A 24,092-nucleotide genomic window follows, 5' to 3' on the forward strand; every position below is an offset into this window, starting at 1 on the left:
CCGAATTTGAAAAGGACTCGTCATTTCGCTGCATTCGCCGCCTTGCCCTGATCACCGATCAACACTCGCGCAGAGAGGATTAAATAGATGTCCCCTTCAAGCTTCTTTAGCGAACCGTACCCGATCTTCGGCTGATACGCCCAGAATCTTGGCCAGCCAGGGCGGAGGAGAGTTTTCCATCACCCCCTGCAAACGCATAAGTACCTCACTGGCCTCGCAGACGTCTTTTTGCTTGATCGGATATACGCCCGCACGCACGACCTTGGCTGCAGCCGGGCCGCCTATCGATTGCACATACGCCACTTGACAGTCATTGATCAGGCTAGCGCGAAAGGCATTGCGATCATCCGACAAGTCAGCTTCCAGCGCCGAACGTACGTCCACCAGCTGAAATTCGCTGGCACTCAACTGATACACCAGAAAACGCAGGCAGGAACCAAAATGGCCGTTGAGCAACTCGCCACTATTGGAAGCCACAGCCACCCGGATGGAATTGGGCATATCACCGGCTCCCGCTACGGGTTGTGGCAAATCTTCCTCTTCATTCTCACCCCAAAGAATCCGTACGGCTTCCTTGATAGCTGGCAGGCCAAGACTGATGTCTTCACCATCCTCTTCACCATCGGCACTGCCAAAGCCGGTTTTCAAATCCGTGACCGTGATCGTCGCCAGAGATTCTTCCGACAGATCGCCATCTATTCGGCGGGTAAGAATATCCAGCAACTGGCCAATGCTGATATCCGGCAGAATGCGGGCAGCCATGGCTATTCGAAGAGCCGCTTCGCGGCTGATAGGCGGTAATTCACTCATCGCTAGTCTCCATCTCATTATTGGGTGCCGACGAGTCGGCCAAACGGCATGTCATCTCATCATAACTGGGCACCTCACCACGCTTGCCACGGCATGCCGTGGTGCTACAACGCAGGTGCATTACCTGGCTTATCGTAGCCAGGCTGCAAGCCCACGGCATACCGTGGGCCGCCATTACATCAATCGGGTCAGACCACCTGGTGCACGGGCTTGCCACTCCATCGTGGTAAACGCTTCCACCGTCAGGGCATGTAACTCGCCCGTGGCCAGCGATTCACTGAAAGCCGCCAGGATACGTTGCTGCCGTTGCACTGGTCGCAGGCCATCAAAGACCTGACTGACCACTCGGGCGGTGAAATTGCAGTCCGCTCCGTCTATCTCGATGCTTGCATCCGGATCTTCCAGAGCCTGCAGGATACGCTGACGAACTTCACTGGTTTCCATAATGACGTCCTGTTATTCAGCGCTGGCACTGACGTTGGCTTCTTGCAGCAGTGTTTTCAGCGAGCCATCCGCTGCCATACTGCAAACAATGTCACTACCGCCAACCAGTTCGCCATTAACGAACAACTGGGGAAAGGTTGGCCAGTTGGAAACCTTCGGCAGGCGCTCCCGAATCGATGGTGCTTGCAGGATATTGACATAGGCAAAGTCGGCACCGGTTGCTTGCAGTGACTTGACTGCCGCCGCAGAAAAACCGCATTCCGGCGCTTCCGGTGTGCCTTTCATATAGATCAGTACCGGATTGCTGGTGATTTGCTTATTGATGGTTTGGATAATATCGGTGGTGCTCATGGTGGTTTCCCTCAGGCGACAAAGCGATTAACCGGGTGGTTATCCGGCAGAATGTGGTGTTGCAGCAGGCGTAAGGTACTGGTACTGGCGGCAACGTCGAGTACCGAGAAGTCATCCAGCGTGGTCGGTGAGGTATCAGCACCGGCCTCCAGCAGTTGTGCAACCAGTGGGTTATGACCAATAGAAACGGCGTAAATCAGCGCCGTCGCACCGTGGTCATTTTGCTGGTCCATATCAATATCGTTATCGAGCAATAGTTTGACGATACGAGCGTTTTTACTGTGGCATGCCATCCAGAGGGCGTTATTACCATCCTTGTTAACCAGATCGATACCCGCACCGGCCATCACCAACTCGTGGGCGATGGCAAAATTACCTTCCCGACAAGCCTGCATCAGCGCTGTGTTCTGGTTGTCACCACGCTGGTCAAGATTGGTCGGATCAAATTCGTTGTCGACCAGCCAGCCACACAGTTCGTGGCTGATAGCATCAAGCGGACGGCTGATGCTCGGATACCAGGCTTCATAGCCACCATCAAGGCTGTAACAGCTGGTAAAGCCGAAGTCACTGAACAGCTGTGCCATATCCTGACTGGCGTGGCCGTGATAGCAGTAGATCAACACCGGCACGGAGCGCGCGGTATGTTTGATCAAGGCGCGCAAATTACTGTCATTCAGATGCAGCGCAGCAGGATGATGACCCGACAGATAAGAACGGAAATCACGCATGTCAAGCAGCAACATAGGGCCGTCATATAACATCGCTTCAGCTTCGGTAACGGACAGGGTTTGCCATTGAGTCATGGTGATCTCCTCTTCCAGAAAAATGGTCATTGATGGATTAATGGGTCATTCGAAATCAGTCTTCAGGGCCAAAACAGTCGGCATACGCGGTGCATTCATCACAGCTGGGGGCGCGACAAACATAACCGCCACCGGCTTCACACAACTGCTTGTAAAAGAATCGTTTCCACTTCATGTCGCGATCGTTGGCGGCCACCAGCTGAGGAAAATTCTGCGACAACAAAGCACTCAACTCGCTGCGATTGAGCAAGCCGAGGTCACGCCAGAGATGTTCGCCACCAAGACAACCCGCAGCGACGATATCAGCCATCAGCAATTCGCTATCGTCCTTGCCAGCCCGGTATTGCAGCAGCAACTGGCGTATTTCCTGCCATTCGTCCTCACGCATTTCCAGCAGTTGCTGGCGCAAGTCGGTATCGTGACGCAGATTGTCACGGTCTTGCTGGCGTGGCGACGGCAGGCTTTGATAACGGTTTTGGCCATGCAGGTAGCGATGCATAAACCAGCGAAAATCGACCGGCTTCAGACCCAGGTAGTACGGCAGACAGGTACGTCCCTGACGCTGACCACGCAGCATTTGTCCTAACCAGCGACTGGTATTGGCACGCAGGGGTTGCCGCTCACTATTGGCCATTGGCAACAGCTGGATGACAATCTGTCGCCAGAGTGTTGGACGTAAAGTCACCGCCAGGTTCATGCGTATTCTCCTGTCTGGGTACGACTGTTTGTTATGCTGCCGGGAACCGTGCAGCTCTTCCCCGAAGCGTGGTGGCTGGCACAGCCTTCAATATCATCAGGAACATCCAGTTCTTCGCGGCTGCGAGCGCCCAGCCCCAGCTGCTGCTGTAAACGGGGCCAGTCAAAACCGCAGTGATACCAACCTTCCAGCTGAATTAACGGCCGTCGGATCAATAGCGGTTCGGCAATCATCGCTGCCATTGCTTGCTCTGCCGTACAGTGTTCAGGGTCGATCTGACCGTTTTTAACGGCGGGTGCCGAGCGGTTGAACCACTCGCTCACCGGCAAGGAATCAAAAAAACGTCGCAACTGCTGTGCCTGCCAAGGAGTGGTGAGCAGGTTATGCTCAACCACGTCAACACCGGCTTCGCGCAGAATCTTTTTCTGGCGGGTATTATTGATGCAGCCTGGTTTTTCATAAAAATGCAGCACGATACAATCTCCTGTTGCGACGAGTTCTTACGACCGTTAGCGGGCCTGGATTTCTTTCAGGGCTTCAGCCATTTTTTCTGGCGGAATACCGGTCAATGAGCCTGGCGGGTTAATCGCCATGCCGCTGGCATCAAGAATCGCTTCTTCAATCGGGCAAATGCTGGCGCACTGAGGCTGGGCGTAGTCGTCCTCACACTCGGTACACTTGCGGGCATTGATTTTGAAATGCGGCTTGCTTTCGTAAATGGCATCGCTGGGGCATACGTCGTAACAGGCCCAGCAGTTCACGCAGGAATCAACAATAGATAACGCCATGCTAACCTCCGAGGGTGCAGTGGATGGCCGGGGTATTCCCCGGCCGGGTTATGACTCAGGCAGAGACCCGTTCTGCTGCCGGTGCAGATTCAGCCGCGTCATCAAGTTGACCGTTGGCGGCCATTTCCTTGTAGACCTCCAGCACGGCTTCTTCGATAGGCTCCATGGCATGTTCACCGTTAGGCACGATTCCCGCGTCTTCCAGCAAGGACCATGGCTCGTAGCCAATCTTGGAACAAAGCACCGCTTCACAACCGCTGAGGGCGCGAATGGAACCGGCCAGGGCACTTTCTTTTTCACCACAAGCGTCATCACCAACACAGTACTGATCAACCTTGCGGTGACTGATAAAGCGCACGCCTTTGGGTGAGGCTTCATAGATCAGGAATTCGGTCGCATGGCCAAAGTGCTGGTTGATCAAACCACCTCCACTGGTGGCTACGGCCATCAATACCGGACGCAGACTGCTGGAGATCGCATTCTCCGCAGAGGGGACGGAAACTGCTGCCAGACGACTACGCTTGGCTTCTTTTTCGTCCAGTTCTTCAAGAATACCGGCGTGTACAACGGCTCGGGTTTTCATCGCCGCGTTGTAATCGATGTCCATGGCGGCAATCTTGTCGAGTGTGAACTCTTCACCCCGATCTTCACCCAACAGGCCAACCGCATCAGCACGGCACTGACGGCAGTGACGCATCATGTTCATGTCACCGGAACAGGCATCCTGCAGGTCTTGCAGCTCTTCTGGCTCTGGCCCACGCTGGCCCATGATGCCGAAGAAAGTGCCGTGCTCAGATTCAGAAATCAGCGGCATGACGTTGTGCAGGAAAGCGCCTTTGGATTTGACCGTACGGGAAACTTCTTTCAGGTGTTCGTCGTTCACACCAGGAATCATCACCGAGTTAACCTTCACCAGGATGCCGCGTTCAACCAGCATCTCCAGGCCTTTTTGCTGTTGGGCAATCAGGATTTTGGCGGCTTTTTCGCCGTAGATACGCTTGTTGTTCCAGTAGATCCAGGGATAGATCTTGGCACCAACAGCCGGGTCTACGCAGTTGATGGTGATGGTGACGTGATCGATATTATGCTTCGCCAGTTCTTCAACCGAATCCGGCAGCGACAGACCATTGGTGGAGACACACAGTTTGATGTCTGGAGCCTGTTCGCTCAGCATACGGAACGTTTCGAACGTGCGTTCAGGGTTGGCTAACGGGTCGCCAGGGCCAGCAATGCCAAGTACGGTCATTTGCGGGATATTGGCCGCCACGGCCTTGGTTTTCATCACGGCTTCTTCTGGGGTCAATACCTCAGATACCACTCCGGGACGAGATTCATTGGAGCAGTCATACTTGCGATTACAGTAATGACACTGGATGTTACAGGCAGGGGCGACCGCTACGTGCATACGAGCAAAGTAGTGGTGTGCCTCTTCGGAGTAACACGGGTGATTTTTTACCTTGTCACGAATTGCATCAGGCAGCTGCGACATTTGGTCGTTATCGCTGCCGCACGAGCCAGAGGCGCAGCTGCTGCTTTCTGCTGCTGCCGCCTCGTTGCTTTCGTCTTGTCCAAGCACTGTCAGTTGCATGGTCTCAGCTCCTTCATTGTGACCTGCCTGCGGCAGGTGAATCTCTGATAACCCGGGTGGGCCGGTTGCTAACAGATCGATGCAATGCCAATGCCTAAATACAACCCGTTGTTTTCATTGATTTTTTACATTTTCAACTGGCAATTTGTCGTGTTACATACAGCACATCAGGGAGTATTTTTGTGGTGTAGGGTACAAAGGCAGGAATGTTCAATGATGTAGCAATGCCCCACCGTCGGCAGTCGTTCCAGCCGTACCGATGAGAACCTGGCACATCAGCAGCGCATTCGGCGCAACGGCAGAGCACGGAACCTTGGCCCTACAGTTTGCGCACATTGATTTTCATGGTTTGGATCCGATAGGCAATCTGACGCGGGGTCATATTGAGCAAACGAGCTGCCTTGGCTTGCACCCAGCCGGTTTGTTCAAGAGCTGCGATCAGGCGTTCGCGTTCATCCATTTCAGGATTGTCGAGATCAACGCTGGAGGCTGTTGCCGGTGCAGGACTGCTGTAGCCCGTACTGCCATTGCCGGTACTGACACTACCCTGGCGCTGATGATCTGGCAGCGCAATCACGTCGCTGTCGATCACCCCTTCTTCACTCATCACCGCTGCCCGTTCGAGGCAGTTTTCCAACTGCCGCACATTGCCGGGCCAGTCATGGCTCATCAATATGCGAATGGCGTTGTCAGTCAATCGCAAGGGGCGACCTTGCTGGCGGGATACCTTGTCGAGCAGGAAGGTGGCCAATTCCGGCACATCCACCAGCCGTTCTCGCAGTGGTGGCAGCTGGATCGCCATGACATTAAGACGGTAATAGAGATCTTCGCGGAAGCGGCCTTTTTCAACTTCTTCTTCGAGATTGCGGTTGGTCGCAGCAACGATACGTACGTTGACCTTGATGGTCTGGCCACCCCCGACCCGCTCCAGTTCGCCTTCTTGCAACACCCGTAACAGTTTGGCCTGAAACAGGGCGGAGATTTCGCCAATTTCATCCAGGAACAAGGTGCCCCCGTCGGCTTGTTCAAAACGGCCCTTGCGCTGCTTGATGGCATTGGTAAACGCGCCTTTTTCATGGCCAAACAATTCCGATTCGAGCAAATTTTCTGGCAAGGAGGCGCAGTTCAGGCAGACAAAATGATTGTGCGCCCGCGGCGAGTTGTAGTGAATAGCGTTGGCGATCAGCTCCTTGCCGGTACCGGATTCCCCCAGAATCAGCACGGTGCTGTCCCATTTGGCCACCCGACGCACCTGATCAAACACCCGCCGCATACCATCAGAGTGGCCGACAACCATGTTGTCAAAGCCGTATTTCACCCGTACTTCCCGACGCAGCTCGTCGCGCTCACGAGCAATGGTCTGGCCTTCTTCCTGGTTCACCAGCAAGCGCACGGTTTGCGACAGCAAATTGGCTGCCGCCGTCATAAACTCGGTGCGTTCAGCCAGATAGTCATCGGCGGGAACATCAGGCTGGGCGGCCAGTACGCCGATTGCCTTGCCTTTGCCATCCCGGATCGGCACACCAATAAATGGCAGTTCCAGATCGTAGAGTTCCAGTCGATCTAAAAATCTCGGTTCACTGGAGATACGCCCCAGTACGATCGACTGATTGCTCGACAGCACCCGCCCCACGATCCCTTCGCCAGGCTGATACTTGACCGATGGTGTCTTGCCGCCACCGTCATTTTCACGGTACACGGCACCGACCTGCAGTGTGCTGTTCTCGGGGTCATACAGGTTGACCACACCATGCTGCAAGCCACAATGATTATGCAGGATGCCCAGAATTCCGGTAAGCGTTTCCTCAATGGTGCGAGCTTCCGACAGCACTCCGGCGACTTCCGCCAGGCAGCGGAATTGCCGCTCCATCAACTCAGCCTTACTGTTAACACGCTTGCCACCAGCCGCTAATCGGGAGGTTGTCATCACGTTGGCCTCCTAATGCGACGAGATAAACGGGAGTCGCACAACAACGCGACATCCTGTTCGGTGGGACAGGTCGATATGCACCGTACCTGAATGATCAGTGACGATATCGTGCACCATGGGCAGTCCCATACCACGGCAGCCGTTGCCGGAGGTTTTGGTACTGAAGAAGGGTTCAAAGACCTTCAGTTGCAAGGCTGGGGCGATACCTGGCCCGGTATCGATAATCTCACAGCACACACCTCCCGTTTCACTACGGGTAATAATGGTCAGCTCGCGATGGCGCACCGTGCGTTCACTCATGGCGTCCACGGCGTTGTCGAGCAGTTGCTTGAACATGCTGCGCAAGCGCCGTTCCCGCCCGATCACTGCGGGCAATTGCAATGCCGGTTGCCAGTCAACGGTAATTCCTTGTGCTAATAGTCGTTCAGTAGACAATGCCAGCGACTCCCGCAGCAGCTCGTTAATATTGACCGGTTTCTTGCTCTCTTCCAGCGCAGCAGGCATCGCATCCCGCATACTGTCCATGGCACCGTTCCCGGCAGTCAGCGCTTCCTCCAACGCTCCCAGCAAGGCGTCATCCCGGTTAGCACCTGTGCGCCGCTGCAACATGCTGACGGCGGTTCCGAGCAGATTAACCGGACCCTGCATCTGGTGAATCGCGCCATTGACGGTTTCCCGCATGCCTTGCACCAGATCTTCTTCCGCCATCAGCGCCTTGAGCGCATTCAGATGCACTTCCTCCTGGCGACGCCGTATATCGGTAATGTCGTTGATCATTAACAACACATAGTGGCGCACAGTTTGTTCAAAGAAGCCGTCGGCTTCCTCACACTTCACATCAATGGTGGTGCCAAAACAGGAGTACCAGCGTCCCCGGCTACGGCCGTAATCCAGCGAGAATTCCTTGTCGTCAAAACTGCGGCGATCTTCCAGCAGTTGATGATAGGCACTGCCCAGTTTGGTGCCGATCACGTTGACGACGGTTTCCAGTGGTTCATCGCGCAGCAAATCCGCCGCCAAGGCACGGAAGCTGGGGTTGGCTGAGACAATACGGTGGTGTTCATCCAGCACCAGCACCGAGGCAGGCACCGAATTGAGTACCGCTTCCATCATCAGCTTCTGGTTCATCACCCGCTGTTCCAGCTCGTGCATGTCGGAACCGTCACGATGCATGCCGAGGTAATAGATGGTGTCGTTGTTTTCATTGATAACCGGCGCGACCGTCAGCTCGGCCAGGTACAGGCGCTTGTCCTTGCGCCGGTTCAGCATCATGCCGGTCCAGGATTTCTGCTGCGCCAACCGGCCCCATAACGCCTGATAGACAATACGAGGCGTGGTGTGATTGGAGAGGATGGATTCGTTATGCCCTAACACTTCGTCTTCGCCGTACCCCGTCACTTGAGTAAACGCACGATTAACGTAAAGAATATTGGCCTTCAGATCGGTAATGGAAATGGCCACAGGCGAATGTTCTACCGCCTGAAAAAATACCTCCTCGGGCAACAGCACACCTTCCGGGTGAATATCGCTGATGCCTTTTTCTGCCAACCCCTTTTCTTCGAGCCTGGCGGCGGCGGCCTGTTCTGGCGAGAGTCTGACGTTACTCATAACAGCTCCTGGTCGGTGACGTGTTGGTACACCCTCTGGTAGGAGCAAGGAGCATGCCGCCACAATAATTAACCGTAACGCCCATGTTCTCTGTCAATTGCCCGACAATGCCGCGAACATTTGTCAGTAATGCAACAATGGCATTTCCCGGTTTTTTACTGTTTGTCGCAAGTACGACAAACAAAATCTTTGTCGTTTTTCAATCAAATGCCCTGTTTTCAAGCCTTTGCGCACCATTTGCAGTCATTCCTTTGTCGCTTCGATACAACAGCAGCTACGGCCAATCCCGTGGCACAGGAAATGCAATTTTGAGCTGATACGACAGACCCGCCCGAGATTCAGGAGGCCTTATGGAATATCTGTTGATTCTGGTCAGCACGTCGCTGGTCAACAACATCGTACTGGTGAAGTTCCTTGGTCTGTGCCCACTGATGGGGGTATCCAGCAATGTATCAGCCGCCTGGGGCATGAGTCTGGCGACGACCTTTGTACTGACGCTGTCGGCGCTGTGCAGCTGGATGATTGAACACTGGCTGTTGCAACCACTGGGCATTGAATTCCTGCGCATTCTGTCCTTCATCCTGATTATTGCTGCCGTGGTGCAGTTCACCGAAGTACTGATTCGCCGGGCCAGCCCGCTGCTGCACAAGGCATTGGGCATTTACCTGCCGTTGATTACCACCAACTGCGCAGTGCTGGGCGTTGCTTTACTGAACATCACCGAACAACACAATCTGGTCGAAAGCCTGATGTTTGGTCTCGGTTCGGCACTCGGGTTTGTGATTGTCATGGTGATGTTTGCCGGACTACGGGAACGACTGGCACTGGCCAATGTGCCCGAGCTGTTTAGCGGTACACCGATCAGCCTGGTTACGGCTGGCTCGTTGTCGCTGGTATTTATGGGCTTTAGCGGAATGATCTGAGTCTGCCGTCTCGAACGGCAGCTGTTTTTCACCTACCACCCAAACGCCGGGGCAGACCGGCAAACAGGATCTTCGGAGGCATTATGTTGATCGCAACTCTGGTACTCACTCTATTAGGCCTGGTTCTCGGAGGCCTGCTTGGTCTGGCAGCCAAATACTTTGCCACTGGCGAAGACGATCCGATGATGAAAGAAATCGAACAAATGCTGCCTGGCAGCCAGTGCGGCCAATGCGGATTTCCTGGCTGTACACCAGCAGCAGAGGCCATCGCCAGCGGCAATGCCGATGTCACTTGCTGTCCTCCTGGTGGCCGGGCACTGGCTGAAAACCTCGCCCGCTTGTTGGATATCGACCTTTCCACTCTGGGAGATTCTCCGGAGCCACAACTGGCCACCATTAATGAAACCCTGTGTACCGGCTGCACCCGCTGTTACAAAGCCTGCCCTACCGATGCCATTGTCGGGGCCAGCAAACAGATCCACGTCGTCGTCTCCAAGGCCTGCACCGGTTGCAGCCAATGCATGGAAGCCTGCCCTGAAGACTGCATCAGCCTGACCACACAACCTGTGACGCTGGAGCGTTGGCACTGGTCGAAACCAGAGGCCGCCTGATATGTTATTCGGACTCGGCCGCATTCGCGGCGGCGTGCACCCCGACGGCCACAAGGCTGACAGTGCCCGCTTTGAAATCAACAGCCATTTGCCCTTGCCCGACACGCTTTGGCTGCCGCTGTGCCAGCATTCTGGTGAAGACGCCAAGCCACTGGTACAGGTCGGTGAGCGAGTACTCAAGGGCCAGCGGATTGCCGCCGCAGCAGGGCGTTTTTCTGCCAATATTCACGCCCCGACGTCCGGTACGGTTACGGCTATCGACACGATCACCATGCCCCACCCGTCAGGTTTGCCAGCCAAAGCCATTATCCTGCAACCGGATGGCCAGGAAGAATGGATCGCGCTGACACCGCCGCCGGATCCGTTTGCCATGCCTCAGGAAGAGCTGGCCACACTGGTGGAACAGGCTGGTATTGTCGGCATGGGCGGCGCGATTTTCCCCGCTGCGATCAAACTGCGTCAGGGCCGCCGTTTCGAAATCAAGACCCTGATTGTGAATGGCAGTGAATGCGAACCTTACCTGACCACCGACGACCGGCTGATGCGTGAACGCGCCGTCGAGATTGTCGAGGGTGCCCGTCTGGTGCGCTACATCATTGAAGCCTATCGCACAGTCATCGCCATTGAAGACAACAAACCCCAGGCGATTGCGGCCTTGCAAGAAGCCGCCGCCAATGTCGGTGCGATTGAGATCGTGGTGGTGCCTGCCCGCTATCCCATGGGTTCCGCCAAACAGCTGATTCAGGCAGTGACCGGACTGGAAGTCCCTGCGGGCAAACGCAGCAACGACATTGGGGTATTGGTGCACAACGTCGCCACGGTATACGCCATTCAGCAAGCACTGATTTATGGCAAGCCGCTGATTTCCCGGATCACCACGGTTGCTGGCGGTTGTATCGGCGAACCCCGTAACGTTGAAGCTCTGTTGGGTACCCCCATCAGGCATCTGTTTGAGCATTGTGGCGGACTGATCGCCACCCCGGCACGGCTACTGATGGGTGGCCCGATGATGGGCCAGGTACTGCCAACCACCGACGTCCCCCTGATCAAGGGCAGCTCTGGGGTATTAGCTCTGACCCGTGCCGAAGTCAATGAACACATGCCATCGCCGTGTATTCGTTGTGGCCGCTGCGTTGATGCTTGCCCAATGGGATTGTTGCCGCTGGAGATGGCACGCAGCTCAAAGCAGGACGACTTCGACAGTGCTCAGGATGCCGGACTGCGTGACTGCATTCTGTGCGGTTCCTGCGCCTATGTTTGCCCTTCTCATATTCCACTGGTGCAGTACTTTGAATACGCCAAGGGCGAACTGGCCGAAAGCCGTGCCAGCCAGCAAAAGCTGACCTATACCCAGGATTTGATGGCCGCCCGCAAGGAGCGACTGGAAGCAGAAGCCGCTGCCAAGGAAGCAGCGAAACAGGCTAAAAAAGCCAAAGTCAAAAAACCGCGCAAAACAGCCGAGTCCGCTGCAGATGCAAGCAGCACTACCGCTGCTGACACAGCCGAAGCGGCTTCCACCACCGACAACGCGGGAGCATAACCATGACAGCCGACGTCCAGTACAACCCCACTGCTTCACCTCATGCCCATGACCGCTCCAGTATTGATCGCATCATGCTGCGCGTGTGCCTGGCACTGACGCCCGTTAGTTTATGGGGATTTTACTGCTTTGGCTGGCCAGCGTTGGTGCTATTTGTCACCACTTGTCTGGCTGCCATCCTGACCGAGCTGGCCTGTCTGTATTTGCAACAACAGCCGTTAAGTCGACTCGGGGATGGCTCGGCCCTGCTCACTGGCTGGTTGCTGGCGCTGACTCTGCCACCCTGGGCACCCTGGTGGATTGGTGTCGGTGGTGCTTTTTTTGCCATTACCATCGGCAAACAGATTTATGGTGGTATTGGCCAGAACGTCTTTAACCCGGCCCTGCTGGCACGTATCGCCTTGCTGATTTCCTTCCCGGTACAGCTCACCACCTGGGTGAACGTGATGCCTATCGACAGTGCTAATGCGCCGGGGCTGGCCGATGCGTTTGGTATTATCTTTGCTGGTCAACCCTGGATGAGTGATGCCGCAGACGGTATCACAGGTGCCACCTGGCTGGGGGCCAGCAAGGCTGCTGCTGCCGGAGGTGCCGACCTGGAGGCCATGCTCAGCCAAAACTTTTCCCTCTACGATGCCTTTTTTGGCTTTACCCGTGGCAGTCTGGGGGAAACCTCTGAACTGCTGGTGCTATTGGGCGGCCTGTGGTTGTTGATTACCCGAACCATCAGCTGGCATATTCCGGTATCCATGCTGGGTTCGCTGGCTTTTTTGGCCTGGCTCGGACAGCTCAGTAACCCGCAAGCCTACGCCGGAGCGCTGTTCCACCTCACTTCTGGCGGCGTCATGATCGGGGCTTTTTTCTACGCTACGGACTACGTTACCTCACCTTCAACACCCGTCGGCAAGCTGACCTTCGGAGCCGGTTGCGGCGTCCTGCTGTTTGCTATTCGCAGTTGGGGTGGCTTCCCGGAAGCCGTTGCCTTTTCCATTCTGCTGATGAACGCGTTAGCGCCACTGATCGACCGCGTGACCAAACCCCGAGCTTATGGCCGCCGCCGCTCCGGCGACGCCATCAAACACGTACCGGCACAGCGCAAGGTGGTATGACATGGAACAACCACTCGAGCAGCCGATAAAACAACCGCAGCCGTCCTGGCGCGACCAGCCACTGTATCAGGCACTGTTACTGGGTGGAGCCTGCGCCATCGTCAGCCTGCTGCTGGTGCTCGGTAACCTGGGCACCCAGCAGTCGATCGCAGACCACCAGATAGCGGACAAACTCGCCATGCTGGCGCAGGTGCTGCCACAGAGTTATTACGACAATGATCCGCTCAGTGATACCGCGCAGCTTTCCAGCCCGGCGCTGGACGGCCCGGCCACGCTGATGCTGGCGCGGCGGAACGGCGAAATCACGGCTCTGGCACTGCAGCTCAGCATTGCTGGCTGGGGCGGTATCATCGACATGATTCTGGCCACCACGCCGGAGGGCGAGCTGTTGGGCGTCCGTATCATCAGCCATAAGGAAACTCCGGGGCTGGCCGACAAGATCGAACGCCCCAAAAGCGACTGGATCACCGGCTTTGACGGCAAATCTCTCGCCAATACCTCGGAACAGCAATGGGCCGTACAAAAGGACGGTGGCCGCTTCGACCAGTTTACCGGTGCCACCATTACCCCCAGAGCCGTGGTTAAAGGCGTGCATCAGGGCTTGCTGCTACTCAACCAGTGGCGTCAACAACAGCCAGCGTCATGACGGCAATGAACAGGAGAGCATGATATGAACCATTATCGGCAGATTTTTCGTGAAGGCATGTGGGACAACAACGTTGCCATGGGGCAGATGCTTGCCCTCTGCCCGCTACTGGCCGTCACTACCAGCGCTACCAACGGCCTCGGTATGGGGATCGCCTCCCTCGCCGTGCTGCTGCTGACTAACATCATGATTTCAGCGGTACGCGGCGTGATCAGCCCGCAAGTACGGATACCGGTATTAATTGTATTGATCGCCACCGTTGTGACCATGGTGGATATGGCCATCAACGCCTTTCTCCACGATCTGTACAAGGTGCTCGGGTTATTTATCGCCCTGATTGTGACCAACTGTGCCATCTTCGGTCGCGCCGAAAGTTTCGCCAGCAAACAGCCGGTGGCTCTGGCAGCGGCCGATGCCCTCTCCATGGGACTGGGCTTTACCTGGGTACTGGTTGCGGTTGGTGCCATGCGCGAAATACTCGGCACCGGCACCCTGTTCGCCAATGCCTCACTGTTGCTCGGCAGCCACTTTGCCTGGCTGGAGACAGAAGTTATTCCCCACTACTCCGGTATCCTGCTGGCGATATTGCCACCGGGTGCCTTTATGGCGCTGGGGTTTCTGATCGTGATCAAACGCATGATAGACCGTCGCCTGCCAGCCTCCACGAACAATGGACTGGTCACGATCCAGAGCCACTGCTGAGTTACCCAAACCAACGTAACGCCAAAAGCCGGATTAAATATTGAAGGAACACGCCATGCACATCAGCGTTATTTACGCCATTGGCAACGACCAGCCCTGGATTGAACTCGACGTCGAAGAGCCCTGTCTGCTGGCCGAAGCGGTCGCCCAATCCGGCTTGCTGAACAACTACCCCGACATCGATCTCGACCAGCAGCGCGTCGGTATTTTTGGCAAGCTTGCCAAACCCGATACTCCGTTAAAACACGGTGATCGCGTTGAAGTGTATCGTCCGATTACCCGTAATCTGGATGACGATGATGAGGATGATGACTAAACGCCCAGACGGGCGTTTGTTTTAATACAGCGTCCTTGCATCCAGCAGCACCCTACAGTGCCGCCGCTTCTGCTTCGAGTGCCTTCAGCGCGGGAGCTTTGACACGCCACTCCTGATACCAGCGATCCACCGCGTCACCAAAAAACTCACGACCTACCTTGGTGACCGGAACCTTCGACGTTTTGATCTTGTCCAGATAGCTTTGGTCAAGATCGGAGTAGATCGAAAACACTTTATCCAGATGCTTGCCAACAAGAGACTTGATCAGCTGCCGGTCGGCGACGGACAAACCGTTCCAGCGTTTGCCTGATGCCACCCCAACCATAGGCAATAACATATGCGAGGAGTAAATGACGCTACCGGCATAATCCAGGTAACGGGCATTCCAGGTGCCTTCAAAATCGATTTGCATGCCATCAACCTGGCCATTGGCAAAAGCATCGTACAGTCCTGGCAGTGGAATCGGCGTGGGTGCCGCACCAATTTTTGTCCAGAAATCACGTTCAGGCTCAATTGGAATCGTACGGACTTTTTTACCTTTCAGATCATCCACGCTGTGGACTTCATTACGCATCACAATCTGGCGGAATCCGGCCATACCATAACCAAGCCCGACCAGCCCCAGGGTTTTCAGCTCGGTCAGCATCCCGGTTGCCGTTTCCCCATGCAGCAGGAACATGGCATCTTCCGGTGTATTCACCAGGTACGGCGCAAACAAGGCCGCGAAGTCTGGTCGACGATTCGCCATTTCACCGGCGGTCAAAAAGGCCATATCCAGAGCACCGGTCTGTAACTGCTGCAGCATTTGGGCTTCGTTGCCGAGTTGACCGGATGGGAAAATCAGTACCTTGAGCTTGCCGTCACTGTTCTTTTCCAGATCGTCAGCAAACGCCTTGGCCGCCAGCGTCCACTGATGGCTGGGCGGAGTAATCAACCCCAGCCGCAAGGTGTCGGCACAAGCTATTGTCGGTAGCAGTAGCACCACCAGCAACATGGATAGATAACCCGTGATTGTTTTCATCTGTATCTCCTGGGCAGACAAGCTGCCATTGTTATTATTTGAGAGGTTTGACCAAACCATGGTCAGCGGTGAGCAACAGGGATGACCCGCTACTCATACATTATTTGGCTTAGATCAGCGCCGTAACGAGGAAAGGGAAAAACACCAGCAGCAGTACAACCAGCAACATGGCACCCAGATAAGGCCCCAATAGCCAGGCAATACGCTCGGCTTTGACACCGGACAAGGCAGAAGCGGTAAACAGCGCTGATCCAACCGGTGGTGTCAGCAAACCCAGCACCAGCGTCAGGCAAACCACGACACCAAAATGAAACGGGTTAATGCCATACACTGAGGTCGCAACCGGCAGCAATACCGGCACAACCAGAATCAGCGCTGGAATCGGGTCAAGTATCATACCGATGAGCAACAGCAAACCGGTCACCAGCAACAAAAAGACCAGTGGTGACGAAGACACATCCTGCAACCATGCTGCTGTAAGACCGGGCAGGTTTTCAAAGGTAATCACCCAACTGAACACCTGTGCGGCAGCAATCAACAGCAACACAATGGCGGAGCTTTGGGCAGTGCGCAGCAGTGCTGGCCAAAGGTTGGCCAGTTCAAACTCGCCGTATACATAACGACCCACCAGCACCGCGACTACAACCGCCAGCGCAGCGGATTCTGTCGGTGTCGCCAGGCCGGATAAAATACCGCCAATAATCGCCAGTGGCACCAGCCCGGCGGCAAGTCCGTTACGGAACGATGCCAGACGCTGACGCCAGCTCATACGCTGATTGGCGGGAAAATCGTGGCGACGAGCCATCCATCCAAGCAGGGCAAAAAATGCCAGCCCCAGCAACAGTCCCGGTATGATGCCGGCGATAAACAGGTCGCCGATGGAAATCTGGGCAATGACCCCGAAGATCACGAACAGCATGGATGGCGGAATAATCGGTGCCAACAGCCCACCCGCTGCGGTTAAAGCCACCGCCATGTCTTTGGGATAGCCAGCCCTTTCCATTTCCGGCACCGCAACACGGGTCATAATGGTGATCTGCGCCACGGTTGACCCCAGAATGGATGCCATCATCATATTGGACAGCAGGTTCACATAAGCGAGGCCGCCACGTACCGAACCAATCAGTGCCATCGCCATCGCCATCAAACGCCGGGCGATCCCGCCTTCGTTCATACACTCACCGACCAGAATAAACAGCGGCAACGCCAGCAAGCCGTAGTTTTCCAGGCCGCCAAAAAACTGCTGGGGATAGGAGCTGAGCAGTACCAGGTTACCGCTGCTATAGATATAGATCAGTGCTGTCATCGCCAACAGAAAGGCAATCGGTACACCAATAACCAACAGTATAAAAAAGCCGGAAATCACCATGATTTTTCTCCTTTTACTGTCGTATCACCCGTTGCAGCAGAAGTACCTGTGAACGTAGCAGCGGTCGTACCTTGCGTATTGCCGGTCGACCTCAAAGCCTGCAGACTGGTGACCAGTCGAACCCCGAGGTGCAATGCGGAACCCATCGCAAACAGAGGCAGAACCAGCCAGAACCAGACCTTGCGAAGCCCCAGCGTCATCGTCGGTTCTTCATAGATAAAATTGAACGTCGTCACAGAATAGGCAGCCAAATCGCCATCCATTTGCCACAGGGTCAGAGGGTCGAACCAGCGCCATAGCATCAGCAGCAACAGGCCGATAAACACCAGCAGGATGCAAGTCACCAGGACGTCCATCAGCCGTGCCAGGGGTGCTGGCAAACGCTCAACCAGCAAGGTCATGGCGATATTGGTGCCATTATGCAAACTGGCGGCACTGGCCAGAAAAGCCATCCATACCATCGCCAGTACTGCAGCTTCATCCACCCAGAACAACGCCTGACCAAGCGCCCGCGTAACAATATTGAGCAATAACAAACCCAGCACCAGAGTGAGCATCACACCGGCTGCCGCCAGCTCTAGCCGAGCCAGCCGGGCACTCCATTTTGACAACATGATCAGTACTCCTGTTGGGTCAGTGTTAACGCCACGTGTCTTTGTGGCTGTTTCGACAACAGCAGTGGCAGCCAGGCTCGATGCCAGCGGATTCATTCCGGGTCTCCCCAGCTCAGGTAATCCCACATACGTTCAAAAATACGCCCGCTTCGGGTCGCTCGCTGGTGTGCTTCCGCCAGGCTCAACTCCCGCACCGCCTGCGCCATCGACAAGCAATCCAGCTCTACCCGGGCGGCATCATTGAGATACCAGGTTAATGAAACAGCCTCTTCGAGCGAGATGGCGGCCGTGACCACGCCGTTGCCACGCATCACAATGGCACTGCCGTCACCAAGCTGATCTGCCAGGGCATTGGCCGCCTCGTCAGACCGAATCAGTTGTGGGTCATCCCAGAGTTCCGGACAAGGGGCAAAGTAACTGCCCATACCGTGCAAGGCTCGAGGCGTTCGCCCCAATGCCGACAGCGACATCGCTGATGGCGGCATACTGCGAACCACGCCATTCACTTCCGGGCGGCGGCGATAAATTTCACGGTGGATACGGACTTCACCTAACACATGCTCAGGCAAATCACCGTCGATAGACACCACAGTGCCAGTATCCTGTGGCCCGATAGTGCCCAGCGGCTTGGGTGCGCACACCAGAAAATGTGTGGTACTGAGGCGAGTACTGCAATGGCCGTAGGCGTGCACCAGACCATGGCGATCCAGTGCACGCGCCGCACGGCGAACCAGGATTTGGCTGGCAGCAGGCACAAGAATGCTCTCCTCCAGAGGGTGAGGATGTGTCGTCATAAATCAGATCTCGTGATCGGGGGCTGTGTGTGCCCGGCTTAACTCTTGAACTCAGGAATATCCGGCTTTGAACCCCACATGCAGAACCCGGACGGTTCCAGTGGAAACTGACGAGGCCGATGGGTCGCTTCATCAACCTCGGATACCCCGCAGGAATATTCATAGACCATGCCTTCCGGCCCCTCAAAGTAGAGGAAGCGGGCACCCGATGTCGGGTGACGACCTGGCCCAAACACTACTTTTACACCCTGCTCTTGCAAGAAGTACCAGGAGCGCATGATGTCATCGATACTATCAACCTGATGATTAATATGCTGAACACCGGATCGATTGGTCGGAAACAAGGCCAACCGATGGTGAATGGCATCCAGCCGTAACAGTGCCGATGGCCCGATCCAGTCACTCACCCGAGCATTAAAAACCTTGGTCCAGAACTGTTCATCACGGGCCGGATCTTTCGAACACAAGCCGACATGACTAAAGCCGGTAATCCCGGCATCCCGTGAAGGGAAATAACGGCGGCCACTGGCATGAGGACGCCAAACCAGCTCGATTTTATTGCCGGTATGATCATGAAAGGTCAGAAAGGAATGGACATAACGCTGCTCACACTCGTCTTGCGTTCCAAACCGCACCAGCAAGCCATCCTGCTCCAGTTCCGCAGCGGCACAATCCAGTTGGCTGACGTCGCTGACTTCAAAACCGAGCGTATGATCGCCGGGGTCGCCTTCGAAATAACACAGCGTATGATCACGATCATCGGAGCGAAAGTAAGCACTGCCATGTTCCTGGCGCACCAGTTCGAGACCGACAATACGGGTGGCAAAATCGATTGCTGCGGGCAAATTACGGGTACCAAAACGGACGTAACGAACGTCGGTAATATCAGACATCGTCAAACTCCTGCTTATTTTTATTGTGTGTCGTGCTCGGGTTTCAGCGCTGGGCAGAACCTGTGTTCACGTTATGGATTTAATGTATTACACCCTCCCTATTGCTGGTAATGAATAATAGGCTCCCCGCCATAACCAGAGTAACTATCTCCCTGAATTCAACCAGTAACGCCTGCCTGCTTATCGTCATCTCCATCCTGCGGTGTTATTCATAACGCCGGGCCGTTGCCCGCAGCTGATCGACCAGACGCAAGGCCGCATGCGACAGTGGTCGCTCTTTTACCTGGCTGATACCCACCGCCCCAAAGGATCTCGCCGGACTAATCGGAATAGCAGCCAACAGGCCAGTATCCAGATCGGTTTGGATCACCTGGGTAGGAAACGCGGCAATGTAATCGGTTTCCATAATCAGACGCCGGTTGGTAATCACCGAGATGGACTCACACGGCGCGGCAGGCAAATCCAGTCCGGCATCGTGGAAAGCACTTTCGACCATTTGTCGCAAGGTGGTATCAGCCAGCGGCATGATCCAGGGCCATTCCAACAAATCACTCAGAGCCACGGCAGGTCGGGACAACAGCGGGTGCTGCGGACAGACGGCAAAGGTAATATTCTCCTCGTACAAGGGCTCCACTTCGAGACCGTCACGAAAGCGGTAGGCAGGAATACGCCCGACGATCATTTCGATAGCACCTTGCTGAAGTTGGGGAATCAGGTGGTCGTAGGTGCCTTCAATTACTGTCACCCGGATGCCGGGATAGGCGCGGTAGAGGCTCGCCAGCGCCCGAGGTAAAAAATCCGCGCCGCCCGCTGGCAGCACCCCCACCACCACATGGCCACTCAGTCCCTCATTAAGATCATGAATTTCCTGAGCCACACGCTCCAGCTGGGAAAAAATAACCCGTACACGTTCGACCAGCATATCGCCCATCGGGGTCGTGTGACTGCCACGGCTGGTGCGGGTAAACAGCTCCACACCCAGGTCGGTTTCCAGCTCGCGCAGTATTTTGCTGACGGCTGGCTGACTAAGATTCAGGCTTTCCGACGCTCGCACCAGACTGGGACTTTCCGCCAGTGCCAGCACGGCGCGCAGCTGCTGCAGTTTGACCCGACGTATCCAACTGAAATTCTGCATGATATTTCCCCATCTCTCCCGGCTGTAATCTGTCCTCAACAAAGTGCCCAAACAAGGCAACCCAAGCAAGACAATTCAGGATAACGGTTCGTTTCCATGTTGCGGTTCTGGATTGCGATTCTGGGGTGCGTTGTTGGGGTGCGTTGCTGGGTTTCGATCCCATATTCCATAGCGTGACCAGAAGAACCATCTTCAACGGGCATGCAGCAATAAAATAACCAGGCAATAACCAGGCGAAGGTAAACAAGGAGATAAAACGAGGGAAATCAGAGCTATTATGGCCAGTAAGCAGCTGGCCACAGCCAGCCCAGGAGCTAGCGAGATTAATACAACCGCGTTATTTCAACGCGGCTCAACCGGTACAAGAATGTCCACCAGCGCGTTTTCCGGCTCCACAAACGGCGGGAACTGGACCCGTTCAAACAGACAAATCCCTTCGCCCGGTTCATAACCGGACGCCGGTAGCCAGTCGTTGATCAGCCAGTTCAACGCCACCCCCAATCCGGCTTCCCCACCCTGAATCCGCACACGAGCGTACTCACCTGAACCCAGCAAATGTAATCGGAATCCATCCGGCAAGGTCGTGGCGTACAACTCAGCCTTATGCGACGCTGGAATGCTGGCGGCAATACCAATATGCCAGTCACCTTCAACACCTGGCGCAGGGTAATACATCAGGTTAAACGTGCGACTGATGTCCGGGTGCAGATGCAAGAGCCGACGCTGTCCAATCAACTGGCGGATCGTGCCCGGCATTAATTCCAATGGGCCACGGTGATCCACCACCAGCAGGCTGAGTGATGGCAGTACCAGCAGATCCACCAGCCTGTCGGGGCGGATATAATTGGGGTCAAGCCAGTCCGAGGACTGGCTGATGACAACAGGTAGTGCAGTCGCCAGCGTCATTAAAACAGGCTCTTGAGCTTGTCTTTGGCTTTTGATTTCAGCTTGTCGGCTTCGTCATCTGCTTTGGCTTGTGCCTTGTCTTTGGCTTCCTGCTTCTGCTCGGCAACGTAGTCGTCCAGTTCGGCACGGGCCATGTCTTCCAGCTGGGCCAGCTTGTCCGTCAGGCTGCTATCTGCGGTGTTCAGAGCCTGCAGGTCGTCGGCATAGGGGCCAGCGTATTCGCTGATTTTGTCGTTTAATTTACTTTGCAGCTTGGCTTCCAGCTTGTCTTGCTGTTCGCGCAGACGCTGGTTAAAGGCGCTATTCAGCTGTTTGTCGATATCCGAACCAAACTCAAGTTTCGGACTGGTCAGCTCTCCGTTGGCGCGAGCATCGATGGTAAATTGCTTGATGCTGGCCAGTGCCCGTGTCAGCTCTTGGGCAAACACGGTGTGTCCGGCACCACTGAACGCCGCTTGCCCAAACTGACCTTGCAGTCGGGAAGATAATTCATCCTTGCCCTTGCCGCTGGTGATCTGCGCCATCCCCTGCAATTGACCCATGGCTGATTCCAGCTGGGTATCACCCAACCCCAGGTTGACGCTGTCCAGCTGCCAGTCAGTCACATCCAGAGTCAGCGTATCGCGGCCGATGGCCTGACGATGATCCAGAATCATATTAAGTTTGAGGCCCTTGACCTTGTTGAGGCCGGCACCGTCAATATCGATCCGCGCCGGACGTCCCAGTACCGCTTGCTGGTGGGTCAGGTCGGTGCCGGTAATGGCCAGGTTACCGGCACTGGTCTCGGCACTGATGCCACTGTGGCGAACCAGAAATTCTGGCCACGGGTTATTGGTCGGAAAATGGATATAACGGCCGTCAGGGCGCTGATATTCCGGCTCCGAGTCTTCGTCGTCACCGGAGGCGAGATAGGGTTTGATTTTTTCGTACCAATACAGCGCCTCGGTCGCCCACTCACCCGCCTGATTACCAAACAGCAAACCACTAAGATTGGCGGCACCCTGGGCGTTGAGCTGATATTTATCCCGAATGCTGGCAAGATCTTCACCCGGTGCGGCTTTCAGGTCTTTGAGTCGCTGGGTGATTTCAACCCGTGTTTCACCAATCAGATCCTTGGCGCTATTGACGGCTTTTTTATCGGCCTTGAACTGGTCGCGCAGAGCTTCCAGGCGTTTTTTACGCTGGTTAAAATCATCCAGTGAGGTGATTTTTTCCGTGGTGATGGCTTTGACCTCCACTTCATATTGCTTCAGGGCAGCTTCGTCCGGTACGTCTGCCAGAACAGTATCCAGCTGTTGCTGACGACGATCGAAGGTTTCTGTAAACGCCTTGCCTGCGGCTTCGGTCTTGAGTGATTCCCGTGCCAGTATTTCTTCTGCCGATGGCAGCTGGCTCACCAGCGCTTCAGTAATACCGGGTTCTTTATCCTGATCCTGGCCGCTGCCACTGGTGCCGGAATCGGCCTTTTTTTCCAATGCCCCGGATGTCGTCCGGGCGGTATTAAAACGCAGGGTGTTGACGCTCAGATCATCAATAATCCCTTTTCCCATCAATAACGGGCCGAGGTCGACGGTTGCAACAGCGGAGTCAAATTCCAGCAGGTTTTCCATCGGCTTGTCGGCGTTGGCAACCATCAGGTGCTGCAGCTCGAAGCCCAGCGGCGACAAGGTCAGAGATACATTATCAACACTGACCTTGGCACCGGCCGCCTTGCTGCCGACACTTTCGATGGCCATTTTGACCAGCGGCCCGGCTGCCAGTAAAAAAAATGCGGCCAACAGCGCCACGACAGCAGCAAAGCCTATCAGTCCAGACCAGCGAATCCATTTCAACATGTCCGTTACCCCGCCACTGACTGGTAGATGGAATAAAACTTCGACGCTTTCAGCGCCTGCACGATTTTGAGTTTGTTAACCCAGGCCATCACCTTGCTGCGGTACTGTTTGATCAATACCTGCATCACCGCAAACAGCGGGGCCATGCTCACCAGTGCAATAACAAATCCGCCCAGGGTGAGGGTGTGGTTAAAGCCCATCAGACGCCAGAAGTCGCTCTGATAGAGTGACGTCCAGGTGTCAATCAGCGCCGGATTGGCCAGCAAACTCTCACCCAGCCGCACCGACAGCGGATCGATCAGCATGGCCAATAAAGAGAACAGCGCCAGGCCAAACAGGAAACTGGCGATATTGGTACGAATCAGTAACACCAGTAATAAAATCAGCAAATTATGCAGTCCCCAGAAGGGGGTCAGCGCTACAGGTAATGACAGACAAAGCGCCAGAGAAATTTGCCAGGGGGCGGTTTCTGAATTCAGAGCTTTCAGCAGATTGGCCAACATACTCAACATAAGCAGTTCCTTGCAGCATGTGCGGGTACAGATACAGGAAAGAGAGGTGCGCGTATTGCTGCGCCAATATAAAACCGGGCGGAGGATAAATCCACCGCCCGGTTCCGGGGTTGCCTGTTGACAGGTAGTTACAGGCTATAAGACATG

26 protein-coding genes are annotated in these 24,092 nt (G+C 55.2%); 7 read left to right on the forward strand and 19 right to left on the reverse strand.

Going from position 1 to position 24,092, the window contains the following annotated elements; all coding sequences use genetic code 11:
* Positions 1-96: 96 nt before the first annotated feature.
* From SOJ49_RS16050 to nifL, 10 genes are all read right to left on the reverse strand, one after another.
* Entirely contained in the window at positions 97-810 is a 714-nt protein-coding gene (locus SOJ49_RS16050; protein ID WP_369855501.1) for a dinitrogenase iron-molybdenum cofactor biosynthesis protein, read from the reverse strand.
* A 174-nt stretch (positions 811-984) separates the two neighbouring features.
* Complete coding sequence (locus SOJ49_RS16055) at positions 985-1,254, reverse strand: BolA family protein (RefSeq protein WP_369855502.1); 270 nt, start codon at positions 1,252-1,254, stop codon at positions 985-987.
* 12 nt (positions 1,255-1,266) lie between these two features.
* Positions 1,267-1,605: a Grx4 family monothiol glutaredoxin gene (gene grxD, locus SOJ49_RS16060; protein WP_369855503.1), complete on the reverse strand. Its 339-nt coding sequence runs from the start codon at positions 1,603-1,605 to the stop codon at positions 1,267-1,269.
* An 11-nt stretch (positions 1,606-1,616) separates the two neighbouring features.
* Positions 1,617-2,408, reverse strand: a complete 792-nt coding sequence (locus tag SOJ49_RS16065; RefSeq protein WP_369855504.1) for an ankyrin repeat domain-containing protein — start codon at positions 2,406-2,408, stop codon at positions 1,617-1,619.
* A 55-nt stretch (positions 2,409-2,463) separates the two neighbouring features.
* Positions 2,464-3,105 (reverse strand): nitrogen fixation protein NifQ, encoded by a 642-nt coding sequence (locus SOJ49_RS16070; RefSeq protein WP_369855505.1) that lies wholly within the window; start codon positions 3,103-3,105, stop codon positions 2,464-2,466.
* Positions 3,102-3,578, reverse strand: coding sequence for an ArsC/Spx/MgsR family protein (locus SOJ49_RS16075; protein ID WP_369855506.1), 477 nt, complete (start codon positions 3,576-3,578; stop codon positions 3,102-3,104). Before SOJ49_RS16075 ends, SOJ49_RS16070 begins: the two co-directional genes overlap by 4 nt.
* Positions 3,579-3,614: 36 nt before the next feature.
* Complete coding sequence (locus SOJ49_RS16080; RefSeq protein ID WP_369855507.1) at positions 3,615-3,893, reverse strand: 4Fe-4S binding protein; 279 nt, start codon at positions 3,891-3,893, stop codon at positions 3,615-3,617.
* A gap of 55 nt (positions 3,894-3,948) precedes the next feature.
* Entirely contained in the window at positions 3,949-5,481 is a 1,533-nt protein-coding gene (nifB, locus tag SOJ49_RS16085; protein WP_369855508.1) for a nitrogenase cofactor biosynthesis protein NifB, read from the reverse strand.
* 319 nt (positions 5,482-5,800) lie between these two features.
* On the reverse strand, positions 5,801-7,408 hold the full coding sequence (nifA, locus tag SOJ49_RS16090) for a nif-specific transcriptional activator NifA (RefSeq protein ID WP_369855509.1): 1,608 nt from the start codon (positions 7,406-7,408) through the stop codon (positions 5,801-5,803).
* Positions 7,409-7,420: 12 nt separating this feature from the next.
* Positions 7,421-9,019 (reverse strand): nitrogen fixation negative regulator NifL, encoded by a 1,599-nt coding sequence (gene nifL / locus SOJ49_RS16095; RefSeq protein WP_369855510.1) that lies wholly within the window; start codon positions 9,017-9,019, stop codon positions 7,421-7,423.
* A 350-nt stretch (positions 9,020-9,369) separates the two neighbouring features.
* On the opposite strand from nifL, the gene rsxA reads away from it, so the two are divergent.
* From rsxA to SOJ49_RS16130, 7 genes are all read left to right on the forward strand, one after another.
* The gene (gene rsxA, locus SOJ49_RS16100) at positions 9,370-9,942 is read left to right on the forward strand and encodes an electron transport complex subunit RsxA (RefSeq protein WP_369855511.1); all 573 of its coding nucleotides are present in this window, start codon (positions 9,370-9,372) and stop codon (positions 9,940-9,942) included.
* An 83-nt stretch (positions 9,943-10,025) separates the two neighbouring features.
* The gene (locus SOJ49_RS16105; RefSeq protein ID WP_369855512.1) at positions 10,026-10,553 is read left to right on the forward strand and encodes an RnfABCDGE type electron transport complex subunit B; all 528 of its coding nucleotides are present in this window, start codon (positions 10,026-10,028) and stop codon (positions 10,551-10,553) included.
* A gap of 1 nt (position 10,554) precedes the next feature.
* On the forward strand, positions 10,555-12,093 hold the full coding sequence (rsxC, locus tag SOJ49_RS16110; protein ID WP_369855513.1) for an electron transport complex subunit RsxC: 1,539 nt from the start codon (positions 10,555-10,557) through the stop codon (positions 12,091-12,093).
* Between the two features lie 2 nt (positions 12,094-12,095).
* Positions 12,096-13,202, forward strand: a complete 1,107-nt coding sequence (locus SOJ49_RS16115) for an RnfABCDGE type electron transport complex subunit D (protein WP_369855514.1) — start codon at positions 12,096-12,098, stop codon at positions 13,200-13,202.
* A 1-nt stretch (position 13,203) separates the two neighbouring features.
* Positions 13,204-13,848: an electron transport complex subunit RsxG gene (gene rsxG / locus SOJ49_RS16120; protein ID WP_369855515.1), complete on the forward strand. Its 645-nt coding sequence runs from the start codon at positions 13,204-13,206 to the stop codon at positions 13,846-13,848.
* A 24-nt stretch (positions 13,849-13,872) separates the two neighbouring features.
* Positions 13,873-14,550, forward strand: coding sequence for an electron transport complex subunit E (locus SOJ49_RS16125; RefSeq protein WP_369855516.1), 678 nt, complete (start codon positions 13,873-13,875; stop codon positions 14,548-14,550).
* A gap of 55 nt (positions 14,551-14,605) precedes the next feature.
* Entirely contained in the window at positions 14,606-14,866 is a 261-nt protein-coding gene (locus SOJ49_RS16130) for an RnfH family protein (protein ID WP_369855517.1), read from the forward strand.
* Positions 14,867-14,918: 52 nt separating this feature from the next.
* Here SOJ49_RS16130 and SOJ49_RS16135 read toward each other — a convergent pair whose 3' ends face one another.
* From SOJ49_RS16135 to SOJ49_RS16175, 9 genes are all read right to left on the reverse strand, one after another.
* Positions 14,919-15,887 carry a TRAP transporter substrate-binding protein gene (locus tag SOJ49_RS16135; protein WP_369855518.1) on the reverse strand — a complete coding sequence of 323 codons (969 nt, stop codon included), beginning with the start codon at positions 15,885-15,887 and terminating at the stop codon, positions 14,919-14,921.
* A 109-nt stretch (positions 15,888-15,996) separates the two neighbouring features.
* A complete protein-coding gene (locus SOJ49_RS16140; protein ID WP_369855519.1) occupies positions 15,997-17,256 on the reverse strand; it encodes a TRAP transporter large permease in 1,260 nt (419 codons plus the stop codon).
* Entirely contained in the window at positions 17,250-17,870 is a 621-nt protein-coding gene (locus SOJ49_RS16145; protein ID WP_369855520.1) for a TRAP transporter small permease, read from the reverse strand. The genes SOJ49_RS16140 and SOJ49_RS16145 overlap by 7 nt, the downstream gene beginning before the upstream one ends.
* A 92-nt stretch (positions 17,871-17,962) precedes the next feature.
* Positions 17,963-18,664: a class II aldolase/adducin family protein gene (locus SOJ49_RS16150; protein ID WP_369855521.1), complete on the reverse strand. Its 702-nt coding sequence runs from the start codon at positions 18,662-18,664 to the stop codon at positions 17,963-17,965.
* A 38-nt stretch (positions 18,665-18,702) separates the two neighbouring features.
* Positions 18,703-19,557 (reverse strand): VOC family protein, encoded by an 855-nt coding sequence (locus SOJ49_RS16155; protein ID WP_369855522.1) that lies wholly within the window; start codon positions 19,555-19,557, stop codon positions 18,703-18,705.
* A 205-nt stretch (positions 19,558-19,762) separates the two neighbouring features.
* Positions 19,763-20,692, reverse strand: coding sequence for a LysR substrate-binding domain-containing protein (locus SOJ49_RS16160; protein WP_369855523.1), 930 nt, complete (start codon positions 20,690-20,692; stop codon positions 19,763-19,765).
* Between the two features lie 342 nt (positions 20,693-21,034).
* Positions 21,035-21,598 (reverse strand): GyrI-like domain-containing protein, encoded by a 564-nt coding sequence (locus SOJ49_RS16165; protein WP_369855524.1) that lies wholly within the window; start codon positions 21,596-21,598, stop codon positions 21,035-21,037.
* Positions 21,598-23,433, reverse strand: coding sequence for a TIGR03545 family protein (locus SOJ49_RS16170; RefSeq protein ID WP_369855525.1), 1,836 nt, complete (start codon positions 23,431-23,433; stop codon positions 21,598-21,600). Before SOJ49_RS16170 ends, SOJ49_RS16165 begins: the two co-directional genes overlap by 1 nt.
* Before the next feature lie 5 nt (positions 23,434-23,438).
* Positions 23,439-23,945 (reverse strand): TIGR03546 family protein, encoded by a 507-nt coding sequence (locus tag SOJ49_RS16175; RefSeq protein ID WP_369855526.1) that lies wholly within the window; start codon positions 23,943-23,945, stop codon positions 23,439-23,441.
* Between the last annotated feature and the right edge of the window lie 147 nt (positions 23,946-24,092).

Origin of the sequence: Candidatus Thalassolituus haligoni, from assembly GCF_041222825.1 — a bacterium.
Lineage (GTDB): Bacteria > Pseudomonadota > Gammaproteobacteria > Pseudomonadales > Oceanobacteraceae > Oceanobacter > Oceanobacter antarcticus.

Bases quoted from the DNA above. Each gene is read 5' to 3' on its own strand.
- SOJ49_RS16050 (WP_369855501.1), bottom strand. From the start codon at position 810: ATGAGTGAATTACCGCCTATCAGCCGCGAAGCGGCTCTTCGAATAGCC.
- SOJ49_RS16055 (WP_369855502.1), bottom strand. From the start codon at position 1,254: ATGGAAACCAGTGAAGTTCGTCAGCGTATCCTGCAGGCTCTGGAAGAT.
- grxD (WP_369855503.1), bottom strand. From the start codon at position 1,605: ATGAGCACCACCGATATTATCCAAACCATCAATAAGCAAATCACCAGC.
- SOJ49_RS16065 (WP_369855504.1), bottom strand. From the start codon at position 2,408: ATGACTCAATGGCAAACCCTGTCCGTTACCGAAGCTGAAGCGATGTTA.
- SOJ49_RS16070 (WP_369855505.1), bottom strand. From the start codon at position 3,105: ATGAACCTGGCGGTGACTTTACGTCCAACACTCTGGCGACAGATTGTC.
- SOJ49_RS16080 (WP_369855507.1), bottom strand. From the start codon at position 3,893: ATGGCGTTATCTATTGTTGATTCCTGCGTGAACTGCTGGGCCTGTTAC.
- nifB (WP_369855508.1), bottom strand. From the start codon at position 5,481: ATGCAACTGACAGTGCTTGGACAAGACGAAAGCAACGAGGCGGCAGCA.
- nifA (WP_369855509.1), bottom strand. From the start codon at position 7,408: ATGACAACCTCCCGATTAGCGGCTGGTGGCAAGCGTGTTAACAGTAAG.
- nifL (WP_369855510.1), bottom strand. From the start codon at position 9,019: ATGAGTAACGTCAGACTCTCGCCAGAACAGGCCGCCGCCGCCAGGCTC.
- rsxA (WP_369855511.1), top strand. From the start codon at position 9,370: ATGGAATATCTGTTGATTCTGGTCAGCACGTCGCTGGTCAACAACATC.
- SOJ49_RS16105 (WP_369855512.1), top strand. From the start codon at position 10,026: ATGTTGATCGCAACTCTGGTACTCACTCTATTAGGCCTGGTTCTCGGA.
- rsxC (WP_369855513.1), top strand. From the start codon at position 10,555: ATGTTATTCGGACTCGGCCGCATTCGCGGCGGCGTGCACCCCGACGGC.
- SOJ49_RS16115 (WP_369855514.1), top strand. From the start codon at position 12,096: ATGACAGCCGACGTCCAGTACAACCCCACTGCTTCACCTCATGCCCAT.
- rsxG (WP_369855515.1), top strand. From the start codon at position 13,204: ATGGAACAACCACTCGAGCAGCCGATAAAACAACCGCAGCCGTCCTGG.
- SOJ49_RS16125 (WP_369855516.1), top strand. From the start codon at position 13,873: ATGAACCATTATCGGCAGATTTTTCGTGAAGGCATGTGGGACAACAAC.
- SOJ49_RS16130 (WP_369855517.1), top strand. From the start codon at position 14,606: ATGCACATCAGCGTTATTTACGCCATTGGCAACGACCAGCCCTGGATT.
- SOJ49_RS16135 (WP_369855518.1), bottom strand. From the start codon at position 15,887: ATGAAAACAATCACGGGTTATCTATCCATGTTGCTGGTGGTGCTACTG.
- SOJ49_RS16140 (WP_369855519.1), bottom strand. From the start codon at position 17,256: ATGGTGATTTCCGGCTTTTTTATACTGTTGGTTATTGGTGTACCGATT.
- SOJ49_RS16145 (WP_369855520.1), bottom strand. From the start codon at position 17,870: ATGTTGTCAAAATGGAGTGCCCGGCTGGCTCGGCTAGAGCTGGCGGCA.
- SOJ49_RS16150 (WP_369855521.1), bottom strand. From the start codon at position 18,664: ATGACGACACATCCTCACCCTCTGGAGGAGAGCATTCTTGTGCCTGCT.
- SOJ49_RS16155 (WP_369855522.1), bottom strand. From the start codon at position 19,557: ATGTCTGATATTACCGACGTTCGTTACGTCCGTTTTGGTACCCGTAAT.
- SOJ49_RS16160 (WP_369855523.1), bottom strand. From the start codon at position 20,692: ATGCAGAATTTCAGTTGGATACGTCGGGTCAAACTGCAGCAGCTGCGC.
- SOJ49_RS16165 (WP_369855524.1), bottom strand. From the start codon at position 21,598: ATGACGCTGGCGACTGCACTACCTGTTGTCATCAGCCAGTCCTCGGAC.
- SOJ49_RS16170 (WP_369855525.1), bottom strand. From the start codon at position 23,433: ATGTTGAAATGGATTCGCTGGTCTGGACTGATAGGCTTTGCTGCTGTC.
- SOJ49_RS16175 (WP_369855526.1), bottom strand. From the start codon at position 23,945: ATGTTGAGTATGTTGGCCAATCTGCTGAAAGCTCTGAATTCAGAAACC.